General features: G+C 53.2%; 13 protein-coding genes. 5 read left to right on the top strand and 8 right to left on the bottom strand.

Annotated features, from left to right (window positions below; genetic code table 11):
• Window positions 1-25: 25 nt before the first annotated feature.
• From AD930_RS10860 to ssb, 7 genes are all read right to left on the bottom strand, one after another.
• Entirely contained in the window at window positions 26-904 is an 879-nt protein-coding gene (locus AD930_RS10860; protein WP_156476989.1) for a hypothetical protein, read from the bottom strand.
• 190 nt (window positions 905-1,094) lie between these two features.
• Window positions 1,095-2,624 (bottom strand): type 4b pilus protein PilO2, encoded by a 1,530-nt coding sequence (gene pilO2 / locus AD930_RS10855; protein ID WP_061506246.1) that lies wholly within the window; start codon window positions 2,622-2,624, stop codon window positions 1,095-1,097.
• 50 nt (window positions 2,625-2,674) lie between these two features.
• Entirely contained in the window at window positions 2,675-4,465 is a 1,791-nt protein-coding gene (locus AD930_RS10850) for a secretin N-terminal domain-containing protein (RefSeq protein WP_061506245.1), read from the bottom strand.
• The gene (locus tag AD930_RS17855; protein WP_061506244.1) at window positions 4,465-5,382 is read right to left on the bottom strand and encodes a TcpQ domain-containing protein; all 918 of its coding nucleotides are present in this window, start codon (window positions 5,380-5,382) and stop codon (window positions 4,465-4,467) included. The genes AD930_RS10850 and AD930_RS17855 overlap by 1 nt, the downstream gene beginning before the upstream one ends.
• A 293-nt stretch (window positions 5,383-5,675) precedes the next feature.
• A complete protein-coding gene (locus AD930_RS10840) occupies window positions 5,676-6,248 on the bottom strand; it encodes a hypothetical protein (RefSeq protein ID WP_061506243.1) in 573 nt (190 codons plus the stop codon).
• A gap of 122 nt (window positions 6,249-6,370) precedes the next feature.
• Complete coding sequence (locus AD930_RS10835; RefSeq protein ID WP_061506242.1) at window positions 6,371-7,012, bottom strand: Spy/CpxP family protein refolding chaperone; 642 nt, start codon at window positions 7,010-7,012, stop codon at window positions 6,371-6,373.
• Window positions 7,013-7,697: 685 nt separating this feature from the next.
• Window positions 7,698-8,204, bottom strand: a complete 507-nt coding sequence (gene ssb / locus AD930_RS10825; protein WP_061506240.1) for a single-stranded DNA-binding protein — start codon at window positions 8,202-8,204, stop codon at window positions 7,698-7,700.
• 318 nt (window positions 8,205-8,522) lie between these two features.
• On the opposite strand from ssb, the gene AD930_RS10820 reads away from it, so the two are divergent.
• The 3 genes from AD930_RS10820 to AD930_RS10810 all read left to right on the top strand — a co-directional run bounded on the left by AD930_RS10820 (window position 8,523) and on the right by AD930_RS10810 (window position 11,577).
• A complete protein-coding gene (locus AD930_RS10820; protein WP_061506239.1) occupies window positions 8,523-10,109 on the top strand; it encodes a sigma-70 family RNA polymerase sigma factor in 1,587 nt (528 codons plus the stop codon).
• A gap of 95 nt (window positions 10,110-10,204) precedes the next feature.
• On the top strand, window positions 10,205-10,591 hold the full coding sequence (locus tag AD930_RS10815) for a hypothetical protein (RefSeq protein ID WP_061506238.1): 387 nt from the start codon (window positions 10,205-10,207) through the stop codon (window positions 10,589-10,591).
• Between the two features lie 62 nt (window positions 10,592-10,653).
• Window positions 10,654-11,577 (top strand): MotE family protein, encoded by a 924-nt coding sequence (locus AD930_RS10810; protein WP_156476988.1) that lies wholly within the window; start codon window positions 10,654-10,656, stop codon window positions 11,575-11,577.
• 12 nt (window positions 11,578-11,589) lie between these two features.
• Here the strand turns inward: AD930_RS10810 and AD930_RS10805 are convergent, their stop codons facing one another.
• A complete protein-coding gene (locus AD930_RS10805) occupies window positions 11,590-12,069 on the bottom strand; it encodes a hypothetical protein (RefSeq protein ID WP_061506236.1) in 480 nt (159 codons plus the stop codon).
• 348 nt (window positions 12,070-12,417) lie between these two features.
• On the opposite strand from AD930_RS10805, the gene AD930_RS10800 reads away from it, so the two are divergent.
• Together AD930_RS10800 and AD930_RS10795 are read left to right on the top strand one after the other, a co-directional pair.
• Window positions 12,418-13,452 (top strand): DUF7007 domain-containing protein, encoded by a 1,035-nt coding sequence (locus tag AD930_RS10800; protein ID WP_061506235.1) that lies wholly within the window; start codon window positions 12,418-12,420, stop codon window positions 13,450-13,452.
• A gap of 227 nt (window positions 13,453-13,679) precedes the next feature.
• Window positions 13,680-14,291 (top strand): hypothetical protein, encoded by a 612-nt coding sequence (locus tag AD930_RS10795; protein WP_061506234.1) that lies wholly within the window; start codon window positions 13,680-13,682, stop codon window positions 14,289-14,291.
• Window positions 14,292-14,305: the final 14 nt, after the last annotated feature.

The raw sequence follows: 14,305 nt of genomic DNA, 5'->3' as shown, positions 1-14,305 counted from the left end.
GAGAGCTACCTTTGGATAGGTCCCATCAGCGTTGGAGCGCAGGAGCTGACACCGGGGGTGGGGGCATTTTCGGAGGGGTAAAGTTAAAAACCGGACCTGCTCGGCGCGCACTGCTTTGCTGGTTGCCGGTCGAACGACCATCTTTTGAGGCAGGTTTCTCGTCTTCCACTTTGGGGCGAGTTTTTGGGACCTGATTACCCCAACTCAGTGGGACAATATGCCCGGTGCGTGCGTCTTTCACTGTAACGACCTTTTCGCTGATGCTGGCGATAGTCACGCCTTCCTGGACCACGTCCCCGACGCCGACGTTGTCCAGCGCTCCTTCGTAGGGCACTAGGATGTCGGCAGTCATTCGCCCATTGAAGTCCGCACTGGTTTCGGTCACGACCGGATATGGATCCTGCGGCGGCTTTTGTGGCGGGTCAGCCTTCTGGGATTGAGCCTTCATGCTTTCAATTTCTTCACGCAACTGCTCCATTTCAGAGTTGGAGGTTCCGCGTTCCGTCGCTCCTGATGAATTTCCGGTGGCGGATTTAGTGCCGTCTTTGCCTTTCTGCTCGATTTTTTCATTGGCCGCGATCTGCTCTTTGTGAGGATCATAAGCAGTTGACCATGCCTTGATGGCGGCAGCCAGGTGGCGGTTGCGCGCATCGAGAAGCTTGATCTGCACCTCTTCGTCAGAAAGCTGGTCGACTATCCCGGCCTCCTTGTTGGTGATCTTGGCAGGCTTGAGATTACCGTTGCCTATTGCGAGCCCTTTAAGCCGATCCGAGATCTGATCGTTCATCCGGTCGAAAGTCGCCTGAACCCGGCCATCTTCCTGCGACATCGGCTCGCTGGCCAGTGGCAAATCCGGGGGTGGGGCCGCGACTGTGCGGCCGTTCTTGCCCTCGGCCGTCATCATGCTTCCGAAAGGCACGCCAGCGTTAGGGCGCGCTGTGGCAAAAGGAACTGCCTCAGAAATCTGGCCGCCTGAGACAGGCCCCTGTGGAGCCACTGCCGCGGGTATGGCAACGGCGGAGTGGGAGCCTAGGACACCAAGGACTCCCGTCACGAGGATAGCCAGTGAAGCCTTCCGAACCGGAGCAGATCTCTTATGGTGCATCACGTGCCTCGCGCGCCTTATTTCCCATAGGCGCGGGAGGGGTCCTCGCGCCTTGCTTGTTTTTCTCGTCTTCCGGCTGCACTTCAGCAGCAAACTTAGCCTTATGCTCTGCCAGGGTTTCCTGACGGAATGTCACCCCCACAACAGTCGGGATGGGTAGCCTTTCATAAGCCGTACCTGAGACGCGCCATTCCCACTTTTCAGGGTCAAAGATAACCTCTTCTGCCCTGAGGGCGGGTAGGGCTGCCAAGTATGGATATAATGTTACCGGATCAAGAGCAGTATTGAAGGAAAAAGAGACATGCTTCTCGATACTGAACTTGTCAGCTTTCCCGTGAAGGCCCGGTTTCCTGAATGTTGTTCCTACGATGGTGTCCTGCGTTAAGCCTACACCCTTCTCCTGTACATTCTCTATGAGGTAGCGCCTAACTGAGACGGTATCAGACGTCGCCACGTTATGACCCATTACATTGGCCTTGGGGAACTGGAACGAGACTGGCCTGCTTGCCACAATGTTCTTGCCGGACTCATGGATCGAAAAGTGCACTCCAGTCCGATTAAACTGATAGCTCAGCCACGAAATTTTCCCGTATGTTCTCGAAATGGTGGATGCGATTTCCCATTTATTGTCTGTAGGATCACTATTTTCTACGGGCTGACAGGTGACATTTTTTGTCTCCCAGCCAGCAAGGATTATCGGTGTCTGCTTTATAGCCTGAATGCATGCATCAATTGGGTAAATACCATGCACAATACCTTCCCATGGAAATACGGGGAGGGGGATGATAATGCCGACCTTCTTATGAAGTTTTTGCCGGTTGCGCATTTCCTGCAGTTCTCGCGCTTTCCTCTCCGCTTCAACGTGCCGGTGATAAACGCTGTAGATGGCGCCCAAGATGACGCAGCCTATCAGACCTAGAAGAATGTAGTTTTGAACACCGGACCCATTGGCTCCCTGCAAGGTGATCCGGAACCGCTTTTCTCCACTAATAAGGTCAATAAGCGTAGTTACGGTTATCTCCGTTTCCTCGCCATGGGTGAGCGTGTTAACAGACCCGTCGTCGAACTCATCGGAAATGAAAACGTCGTCCCACACGCTGTCGGCTGACAGCAGATTGTCCAGCGTTTTACGTGCCGCCTGTTGACCTTCAACAATACCGTCATAGCCCGAGAGGATCGCGCCACCCTGAATGGCAACGAGATAGAATTCGTCATCGTTGCGGTCGGTGCGAATGCAGACAAGAAGGTTTAGGGAGCCTACTTTCTGAAGGATGGATGTAGCCAGAGGAGGCATCTTGGATTTCTGTCCATTTCCCGTAGACCCCAAGCCACATTGCGCTGAAGCTCCATCTTCAAGCGATGTGTTTAGGCAGAACAGGTCGTGTCCACTGTCCTGAGCCATTTTGCGGGCTGTCTCTTTGGCACGGGCCCTCTGTATGAGTCCCCATGTGAGGCCGATGGCGAACTCTCGCCCTCCGATATCAAGATGTCCGTCGCCCATACTGTAGTGGTCAGCCATTTGCCCGCCTTACTTTGCTACCCCTCCGATTATGCTAATAGGGGGCGGTGTCAGTTTGTAATCGAGGATGCCTCACCACGGTCATCGGACGAGATTGTCTTTGGGGCATCCGAAAAGATGACCGGCGTGATCAGAACCAGATACAGTGTCTTCGTATGCTTGCCGACCTGGCTGCCACCCAGTCCGAGGAAGTTGGAACTGCCAACGCCGCTGGAGGATGTGTTGTTACTATCCTGCATGAAGCCGGCCATGACCTCAGTGTTACCGGAGGGGATGCGGACCTGGTTGACGCTGTCTTTGTAATCCACATCTTTCAACATCAGCGAAACCGTCTTGTCTGCCGTGGTGTAGTCATCGAAGCCGTAGTTGTCGGAACCCGTGCGCTCTGACACGTTCGTCGAGAACTGTAGTAAAACATGGTCGCCGTCGCCCGTGATGCGGGGCAGAACCATCATCGAGAAGCCGGTTGTCAGTTCATCAACGTTCACCTGGGTGCGCTGCGTGCCACTAAGGTCGTTGGAAGACGTTGTGCTGTCAGAAACTTGTGTGTCTTTCACATAGCCCTGTGTATGAGCCACCTGAAGTGGTGCCGCCATGCCATTGAGTGTGAGAACAGTCCCGAGGGTGCTGGTCCGGACGCGTGCAGATGACCGTACGGCAGAGGCTATAGCTTCGCTGGCGCTGAACTGAGAGTTCGGATTTTTCATCGCCACAGTGAAAGAGCTGATGCCCTGCACCATAGCAGACGTAGGTGAGGCATAAGTCAGGCCATATTCAGAGGCCTTGTTGAGGATGCCTTTGAGGTTGAAGTTGGTGTCGTCAGAGTCCGTGAATGTCAGCGTCATCATTTCGAGGGCCACGCCGACCTGCTTACTCAAGCGAGCATTCTGCCCCTCCAGATAAGTCTCTACCTGCGTCATGACTGAGGGCGGCGCTGAGACTGTAATCGTCCCCGTGCTTACCGTCGGGGAGACGCGGCCGTAAGAAGTTACGATGGAATTCAGGGTGTCCGTGATTTCCTTCCAGACAGCCAGAGACGCTTTGGAAGTTAAAGTGCCGGATGTTGTGCTGTTCGATCCGCCTGTAGAGCCACCGGAAGACGATGAGCCGCCCGCGTTCATGCTGTTGGTTAGGTCCGTCGCATCAGGCAAAGCGTGGACGGTGAAGGTGCGGGTGACCATCCGATAAAACCGGATCTGACCTTCATCGTATTCCCACGAGACTGCGAAGTGTGACGCCCGTGCGTTCAGAAAATTGTTCAGGTCGCCCACATAGTTGTGGATCGCCTCCGTCACGGGGGAGGGCCGAGGCTCACTGATGAAATCAGCCCCTCCGCTCATGTTCATGCCCTGGAGCATAGAGTTCATGTCACCGCCGCTTGAGGGAGGGGACATGCTAGTGCCACTACCGCCGCCACCACTGGAGCCGCTGCCGCCTTTGCCGACGACCCCCTGCGCCATGTCCATAATTTCGGGGGCAAACGATACAGGGATATGCGTCTTCTCTGTAATCAAGGCGCCAATCTGATAGAGAGGCATCGGGGCGGGATGGTTGATCTTCAGGGCGTCGGGCTTCATCCACCGCCGTGGCAGAGGCACGCCGTGCTCTGACCGGACAACCTTTGTTCCTACATAGGCCCCCTGCATAAAGTGAGATGCCTCGGAATCGTCATCTGCCCCCCGGAGGGCGTTCTGGATGATGCCAGTACCGTCTTTGAGCATGGCGGTCGAAGCGCGGTTGCCTTGCTCGACAGTCGTCACCCCTGAGCAACCCTGAAGGAGTGTGGCGCAGCACAGCAGGACGGCCAGGGAAACCGGGTTCTTTTTATGGCGTGAAAGCATTAGTCCTGAAGCCCTCTGTGCGTGACGATCACGGCGGTTCTGTTCTTCCAGAAATAGATGTCGGGGAATGGTTTTTCCGCCCCGGCCATCTTTATCTGCTGCTGCATCTGGTGGATCATCGTCCATGCAGCGTGCGGGAAGCTTCCCTCGAAATCACTGTCTGCGCTGACCTCGTAGAGCATGCGGGTGTCATAAACGACCTGCCACCCGGCTTTTTCCGCCCAGTCTTCGATAATATCTGAGAGGTATTTCCCACCGGTAGCGTGCCACACCTGACCAGAGGAGGCTTCTTCCATATCTTCGTTGATTGGGGTCGTGGCCTGGTTTGGTAGACGGACGGACGGAGGTGGCGCCCCCCGATTTGCAGCGGAAGGGAGTGTCGTATTGGCAGGAGGAGGGGCAGGGGTAGATGGAGCCGGCGGGGTAGCGGGAGCGGCAATCGGAGGAGGGGACGGAATTGGAGGCGACGGGGGAGCCGGCCGGGGAGCGGTCAGGAATGTGACGCCCGGAGAAGTGACGGGAGACCGGGAGCCGATAACAATCGGACCGCCGCCTGGCTGAGACGATCCTGCGGGAGTATCTGCCGCAACATCTAGGTTGCGGAGCAGCAGATCATGCCCATGGGGTGTCACACCGTATGTCGCGCCGCTGTCAGCGTGCAGCTTATTGAGGGTTTCCATCCAGTCGCCGCCTGCAGGCCAAGAGACTTTTTCGTCCGGACTAATCCCCTCGCCCATAACGACGCTGTATTCGGGAGGAGCGATTTCTTTGATTGCGTTATAGATCGGCACGGACTTGCCAGCTTTGACTGTCTCAGCGCTTTTCTGAACGATTACAATGCCACCGGCATAGGCGTGGGGTGGCACAAGAAAAATGCCCGGCACAATAGCGACCCCCGCCAGGAATCTGGTCGCCAAAACCCTTTTTCTTATCCCCATTCGAGACGTCCGCCTTGCCTGTTTTTAGAGCCGATGACTTTTAGGAAAGATTCCGTTCCGGAAGACCAAAATCAAGGACAAAACAAGGCAGAGCGAAATATCAATTTCCCGGCAAGGCTATTTTCCGAGAAAGAGTGGCCAGATCTGGAGAGAAAACGTGCATTTCAGGAACAAAGCCTGTGGGGTGCAAGACCCAGTCTATCCTGTTGAAAGGATATCTTCCCGCTCCATAGCGGGGAAAGCGACGCCCTATTGGCGGGCGTCGCAAAGGATCAGCCAGCGCAGACGTTTCCGGGGCAGGCTGCGTTAACGGGTTTGCCGTCACGGAGGATTTTGCCGTCACCCACCTCAAAAGTGGTGGATGATTTCAGGTTCTGACCGTTTTTGAAGACCGGCATTTTCAGGACGATCTTGTGAGCGGCTGCAGAAAGAGAGATATGGCTCGCATCGGCGCAAGATCCGAAGAATGCGGTCGGATGCGCTCCTGAGGAATCAACGGTCGCCACAGAATACAGGGTCGGACAACCGGAGCCGCCCACAGATTTCAGGACCACGTCGTCATGGTCGCCATTCTCGAAAGCTGAGATTGCAATCAGATGATTGTTTCCGACTGCGGAGGGGGAGCTTTCCTTGCCGTTCAGGAAAAGGCGGTTCGGTGGCGTTGAGGAGCCGTAGTCGCTGGTCTGAACCAGGCCGAAGCGGGTTTTGACTGTCGAGGCGAAGACCGGGCCAGACTTGCTTACGGGGGCAGGAGCCGCAAATGGGTCTGTTCCAGCGAAGGCCGGGCCAGAAGCGATAGTGCAAAGCGTAATGCCTGCGGTAGCAAAAATGGTAGCGAATTTCATTGAAATTGATATCCCTAGAAAACTAATTACAAGGAATATCTTCGCACTTTTTTTAGTTATTTGGAATAGGAATTTTTGCATAACATGGCTGCCAGCATGGGGGCTGGCAGCCGCGTTAGTGGTCAGGGCTTATGGGTTTCGACAGTTCCGACGCCCGGAACTGTCTGCGAAGGTGAAGGTGTGACATCATTTGTAGCAGTGGAAGGCTGCTGTCCATTCTCCAGCGCCCTGATCTGTGCAGACAGTTTGGCGATTTCCTGACGCGTTTTGATCCCCTGGGTGATCTGAGCAGGCGAAAGCAGATTGTGGATCTGTGCCATGGTCTTGGCCTGCGCAAGCTCGACGGTGCTCCGCAGTTCCTGCTCCTGCTTCATCAGGGTCATCAGGCGGTCAACGTCAATCTTGCCGGATGAATTAACAGTCGCATTGAGTTCTTTGCGAAGCTTGTCGCTACGCTCGTTTACTCCAACCATGCGGCCGCGCAGGTCCGTTACAATGTTGCGGACTGCGTCTTTCTGGTCTTGTGTGAGCGTGATGCCCTCAAGCATCGGGATTTTAACAACCTCCGGCTGTGCCGTCGCATTGGAACCCGTCTGATCTGACTGGGCTGCGCGTGGCGTGGCCTTGTGGCCAATTTTGGCTGAGAGGGCAGGGATGTCATGGGTAGGAGCCGGTGCTGAGGCGAGGGCCGCAGACATGGGAGAAAGCGCATGCGCTGCAGTGATGACGACGGTTGCGCATGCGATTTTCAGGAGTTTCTGCATATTGTCTTTCTCTTTGGGTTTTCAGGGAAGGGAAGATATCCGCAAGACCATGTCTGTGCGTTATAATCCCTTTCAAAGACAAACCATCCATAATCGATGGGTGGATGGTTACTGTCGTTTCTGGCTGGGTCGTCTTGCGCTACAGGCCTGAATAGCCATAGGCGAGACAATCTCAGTGCGTTAAAGCAGCGCCGCGCGCTTAGGCAGGAAAGGGGGAGAAGGAGGTAGAGAGCCTCAACATTCGCATCCCAGGCGCATGAAATCAGATCGGCAAAGTCTATTCCTGCCGAGGGCGCGCTTATAATGAGGGACGGCTTCCACATGGAAATGGTGGAGCGGTAATCGGAGATGGAAAGAACATCTGGCCAGGTGCTCTGCTCGTCCGATCCGTGAACGCTCTTCAGGCCGTGATTGTGTAGCTCCATAGGAATGTCGCCATCCCCGCAGCAAGGATCAATCGTATAGCGTCCCTCTATCTGGCCAATCTCTACATGAAGCAGTGACTGTATCGCATGCGGGATGGGTAGGGGGGAGTCCTGAGAAGGCTCCTCCACGCTCTGCACTACATTCGTTTTGGTTTTTGAGGCCACCCGCAAAGACGCTCTAAAAGTGATTATGAGAAAACAGTTGTGGTGGACGCCAAAGGACATCCACCACACATGTTAGAGCAAATTTAGGACGGCACTCAAAAAGGGATCTCGTCGTCAACATCGCTGTTTCCGGGGGAATCCCACCCTCCGGCATTTCCACCAGCGGGCGCACCGCCGTAGCCTCCGCCGCCAGCGTAGGAATCACTGCGAGAGCCGTCGCCTGAAGGGGCTTCGCCACCTTCCTGGTTGCCACGGGCATCAAGGAGAACCAGCTCGCCGCGGAACCGTTCGACGATCACTTCGGTTGTGTAGCGTTCCTGCCCGGACTGGTCGGTCCATTTACGCGTCTGAAGTGCTCCCTCCAGATAGACCTTACGCCCTTTACGCAAGAAGCGTTCGGCGACATCAGCTAGTCTGTCATTGAAGATAACGACGCGGTGCCATTCGGTGCGCTCACGACGCTCCCCACTGGCCCGGTCATTCCATGTGTCGCTGGTCGCAACAGAAAACGATACAATCTTCTGTCCGCTCTGACTGGTCCGAACCTCTGGGTCTTTCCCCAGATTGCCGACCAGAATGACTTTGTTGACGCTGCCGGCCATAGATTTTTCCTTGCCCTAGGACGTTTAGTCTTTGTTGGAATGTATGGTTATTTTGGACTGAAGCAAAAAAAATGTCAAACGGAAGTTAAAGAATGTAATTGATATATTAAGGATTAATTGAACTGGATTTAATTATGAATAGAATGTGGCTTTTTTGCAACACGCTTTGTATGGTCTTCACTGAAATAAATTGTTAAAGCCTTTCACGAACTGATGAGTTGCCTTGTAAATAGTCTTTGCTGACCGTGTCTTTGCAAGGAATATTTTCTGGGCGTCTTATAACCTAAAAACGACTGTGTTTTAGAGGTTTCTTGCGTGATGACGGGGAATTCGAGCTCAGGTGCATTCTTCAATGCGAATATATCCCGATCAGTCGGTAATGCGAATATCAAATCTCCTGTAAGTCCGGATGTTCTGGATGGCTATTTTGCTGACGTCAGGAAGCACAAACGCCTGACGCGCGAGGAAGAAAGCGAAGTCGGCAAAAAAATGGCTGAAAGCAGGCTTGAAGTAATGACGGCTTCTTGTCGATTACCGACACTGCAGGGGTTCGTGAATAGCCTTGTCGCAGAAGTCGAGGCAGGCACGACCCACATACGTAATCTAGTTGACGTCAATCTCCCAGCCTTCCACGCCCAGAAAATCATTAAGAAAGCCAAGTCCACCATCCCGGACCTACGCGCCAGAACATCCGGCGATTCAGACCAATCATATGCTGGAATGTGCGCCTTAAGGCTATTTTCGGCCTGGCTGGATGGCCAGAAAAGCAGGCGCTCAAAAATCAAGCCGGAAGAGATCGAGAATGTAATAATCGAACTCCAGATCGCCTGGTCTCTCTTTGAGCGTTTTGCTGATCTCATCGCCCATGCTGAGCGATGGTTCAGGGATGAAGAGCGAAAATTTCTTGCCATTATGAGAAAGGCCGGAATTTCCGGAGTTGCTCTAAAGCCTCATTGGAGAGGAAGGGAGTGCGCAGATAACTGGTCCAGGCCAGAAATGCTAATGGCCGTGGGGGTCAAACCTGAGGACGTTGAGTCCTTCCCCCTGTCCCAGTTAAGGCAAACGCAGGCTGCCATGAAAAAGGCGGCGACCTCCGCCTCTCTCTCTCCAAGAAATCTCCTAAAAGCCCACAGAGACATTTCCCTGAGCATGATCCGTTATACGGAAATGCGTGACAGGATGATCCAGGCCAATCTCCTCCTTGTCGTTAAAATAGCTCGCAGACGCGCTTCAAGCGGAATGAGTCTTTCGGATCTGATCCAGGAGGGCAATATTGGACTGATGAGGGCTGTAGAAAAATTTGACTACAGGCTCGGATATGCGTTCTGCACATATGCTATTTGGTGGATAAGGCAGGGTATCTCGCGAGGAACCGCCGAGCTGGGAAAGACAATCCGGATACCGTCGCATATTCAGGAAGTGAAAAGAACGCTTCTTAGGGCTGCTGCAGATTTCAGGGCAGGGATGGATCGAGATCCGACAGAATCTGAACTTTCTGAGCTCACCGGGTTCTCAGAAATGCGCGTGAAAGATGCGTTGTCAGCGGTGGAGTGTTACGAAAGCATCGATGATCTTGACCCTGAAAAAAGGACGCCGGATAACAACAACTCCAACGTCAGATATTTCACGGATGATAAGGCCGTCTGTCCGATCAACAGCCTTATGCAGCAGGAGGGGGCGAATGCCGTTCTTTCCGCTGTCAGCACTCTAAACGAACGTGAGCGATTGGTGATTACGCTCCGCTTTGGCCTGGGTGGTTCCGATGAGGCCACACTTGAAGATATCGGGCTGCGTCTGGGGGTAACGAGAGAACGCGTAAGGCAGATCGAAGTTGCCGCGATCACAAAATTAAAACATCCGCGGCGCATGAAAGCCATGAAAAAGGCCATGCCTCAACTGCTTTGACAGACCTTGTGTCTTTTGTGGTTGATATTTGATTAATCGTTGGCTTCATTTGTCATAAGCCCCGCGCTGACCTTGCATCCGAAGGATACCCGCTAATGTCCCAGACTGATCAAAAGCCCAAGAAGCCGAGCGTCATTATCGGTCAAGGCTCTTATACCCCCGACATGGTCTTGAAAGCTCCTCTTGCCGTTAAAATTGAGGGGGTTGTTACGAACTCCACCATTGAAGCGTCAGATATTAACATCCATCCGGGAGGGGCAGCATCCGGCACACTGACTGCCTCAGTGGTGGTGGTTGAAGGCCTTCTTGAGAAAGCCGTTGTTAAGGCCGATCAGATTTTTATATCTGACACCGCCGAAGTAAGTGATTGCGAAATTGAAGTGCCAAATGCAGAGGGTCTTAAGATTTCTGCCATTGCCAAGCTCTATGGCAAGGTGACCTTCACCATGCCACCCCGAAAACAATCTGCTACCAAGGCATAGCCTTGTGCGCCGCCGGGTGTTATCAAAAAATCAGTCTCTCCCCAAACTGGAAGTTCTAGACCGTGATGTTAAGCGGCCTGTCATTGAGTAAAGCAGTGCATTTATCTTCAAGCCTTATGACGGTTCTGCTTGCTCTGAACCTGCACTCACTTGCTGCTAAATTTGGGGACACCCCGGCCCCAGATCGTCCCCAGACCTCCGCTGAGGCCAACACCGGCGCATCGGACAAGTCAACGCCAGTGGCTGTGGCGGCTGCGATAGAGAATAAAACGGCCCGGCAGAAACTGAACGATAGTCAGGGCTGGCAGGAAAAAGGGGCGGACACCAAGCCAACCGACACCTCGGCAGCTTCTGCAGATGATAAGCTCTACAAGTCGCTCGGCTCTGTTAAGGTCGATGAAAGCATCAGCGATATCGACCCTCGTGTAATGTCTGCAAAGCAGTCGTTAATGGGGGATATTGCTGATCGCCAGTCTCAGATGGGGGTTCGTCAAAAGGCGATGGACGCCGCGAGACAGGTTATCGATCAGGAGCAGAACTCTCTGGGGCAGCAGATACAGACCCTGAGTGATGGTGTATCAGAGCTTACTGCGAAGAAAGAAGCTCAGCGCAAAGCAATGGATGGCGAATACGATCGCCTGGCCAGAGTTTACGAGCAGATGCCGCCACGCGACGCGGCTGCGGTCTTCAACGTGCTGGATATGCACGTTATGGTTCCTGTGGCCTCGCGAATGGCTCCGCTAAAGGTCTCCAAGGTAATCGGAGGAATGGATCCCGACCGGGCCAATATCCTATCTCAGTATATCGCCGGGACAAGGCACCTATCTCCGTTAAAAGACGCTCCGCCAGCTCCGATCCTTATTTCCACTGATCGAAATCTCGGGAACGGTCCGGCAAAACCAGATCCAGGCACCTCAACCTCCGAAAAACCCGAGGATGGCGGGAACGGATGGGATGATGCTACCCTCAAAGCCTCCAGGCAGTGAGGGTAGGGGAACTCACTTCTGAGGTTTCTCGGAAAAGGAAATGTCTGCCGTATTAAAATCGTTGAGACATTCCTTTTCCCTCACGTTCCCTTGCCGCAACCCACCAGAGTGAACGACTATCGACCATGTGGTTGGATAGTGCAGGGACCTGACATTCGCATTCTGAGCAATCCTATCCTGAATGGCGACCACTTCATCGCATTGGTTCCTCGTGACCTTCGGGAACAGGATTTTGGCACTATCGCTCCCCTTGGAAATTCTCACCTCAACTCCCGATGGAAGCGACGTTTGGAACTCGTGGTCTGGAGGAAGCCCTTCGGACTGCCCCAGGATAGCGTCCGCAAGGCTGTTGTAGCCTTGAAGTCTTTTATCACTGTCTCGGGCGGCGATTACATACGTGACCATAATGCTCGGAATTAACAGGGCGGCGGCTAGTTGCACGGCGCTAATTTTATCGTATTCAGTGAGGACTTTTTTGCAGATAGAATTCATGCGTTAAAGACGCCTGGACGTCTTCCTTTCTCAAACAATTGTCTTTCACGGCATGCGCCGCGACCAGCCGGTAGACCTTGCGTATGGCCTTTGTGGATCAAGTGGAGCGATATGCAGGGAGGTGGATCATATTTGGCTATCTTTGCTGCCGATTAGCAAGGAAAATGTCAGGTCCATTGCTATAATATCTACGTATCTATCCTTCCCCGAAAGATGATGTGGCGCTGATCAAAAAAACTTTGTGGGGCAGTGCAGATGTGTGGCAAATGGAAGAAAAGATCGCCGCTGGTGCATTGTAGTGTATTTAATTAGTATGGCGGGAACGATAGATTTTGACGGACAGAATAAATGATGATGGCACAAGAAGAAGTGGCTGACATTCACAACGAAACCAGTTTCAGCGATTTCGTTTCTGAGCAAGACTCTCGCCTTTATAAGGAAGGTTTCATCATACCTTTGACCGTCGAGGACTCAGGGATAAGCATCGACGGTGCGCCTGTTCTCTACGCCATTGGAGATCTGCTCGATGGTCGGGGAACGCGAAAGCTGGCCGTCATTTCTTATCACAAGGGGGAAATTGGCCAGTATCGGATTGAGTCTATGGCTCATTCCGACGCGAACGGTGATCTGAAGCCTCTGGGGCAGGAATACATCCTGTGGGTAGATGATAGCCAGGAAAATGTGGTGCGCGAAATGGGGGAAAGGTTGGGCGACCAGTCCTATATCCTTTCTCACCCGCAACTGCGCGGCACTCCCATGGACAAAAAAACTGCGAAGTCGATAAGATGGCCCTGGGGTGGACGTGTCAATGAAGCGACCGTATTGCTTTCAGGCAGTGACCCTGAGTCGCAAATTGTTCGATTGGTGACGATAAACGGGGGCGGCTATATTCTTCGTGGCGAGTTCCAGGACAGGATGCCAGAAGAATTTAAAATTCCTAATGGCGGGTATGGCGATATCCAAGATTGGGCTTATGTGGCCGTCGTCTATCCTTCGGTATTCCCTCCTAACAAAGTCGTCGAAGCTGAGAAAAATATTCGGGATTTTGCTCCTCGCGCATGGGAAGAGTTCCATCAGACCGAGTTGCGGCCGGGTCAATCTCTGGCCAAAGACAGACAAAACTTCTACAGCAGACATAAGAACGATCTGATTGAAGTTTGTGCATTTCGCGGGCACGGGGATATGGTGAAAGTGGGGGCCACGGAAGGCGGCAATCCAAATGCGGAAGGCAGAATTTTCCTTATTCCCACTGAGGAATACGAAAAGGGTTTCGTGGATGAAGTCTCAGGCCGCAGGATGGCTGCGTTTGTCGTAGATCCCGACAAATATCAGGAAATTCCTAAAGCGCCAGCCGCGGATACAGGCGTCTCGCCTTCTTCTTGAAGGGTTGTTATCCCGTATGTGAAAAGGTGCATCGCATTTACCAGCCTCTGCCCCCGTCAGGGCATTGGCGGTGACGATTAATCTTGTGAGATTTGCATAAGCCTACGTTATCCTTGATTTTGATTGGCATATAGTAGAATTATGCCTCACCAAATGCGCCACAAAACCGCGTCCTTCAAGGCGGGGAATATCAATGCGCCTTGAGGCGCATATGAGTGAGGTTTACCATGTCTGGGAAGATTGCCGGTTATTTCTTAAAATGGCCTCTTGTGAATGATGCGGTCATGACTTTAAGGCGCCACATCATGGCTTCGGCTCTCACTAATGAAGGTTTGGTGAAGGGTGTTCAAGAGATCGGGATGCCTGTCGAGTTCGATCAGGCGCGGCCTGTGGCGCGAGAAATCACCGGGCCTGGAGGCGTGCGGTGCTCACCTCTCGAACATTGTGAACTACTGGCGGACGGTGAGAGTGAGAGTCTTCTTGTCCGACAGGAGGATCATCTTGCAATTATCGCTCTCAAGGAATGGGATTCCTTAAGTCTTCTCTCCGCACAAGATGATCTTCGCGCCACTATTGCTGAGAAGGACAGCGAGATCCTCAGACTGCAACGCAAGGTGCGTGACGGTTTGCCGCGAAAACCGGATTTGGAACAGAAATATTTTCCCGTTGATGCAGCAATCTTCTTTCGGCCCAGCACCAATGAATGGGTTCTGGAAATTGATGGTGCCATTAACGATTGTGGATTTACCTGCAGGCATACTCAGCCTGAGGATGTGCTTCCTCAGGAAGTCGCCGGGCTGCCAAAGCTGTATGAATCTCTACCAGAAACCGACGAATAGATGGCAGCAGGGGA

This window comes from Acetobacter malorum, assembly GCF_001580615.1.
Lineage (GTDB): Bacteria > Pseudomonadota > Alphaproteobacteria > Acetobacterales > Acetobacteraceae > Acetobacter > Acetobacter malorum.
The sequence above is the reverse complement of the archived record's forward strand: the minus strand, read 5'-3'. Positions and strand labels throughout refer to the sequence as shown.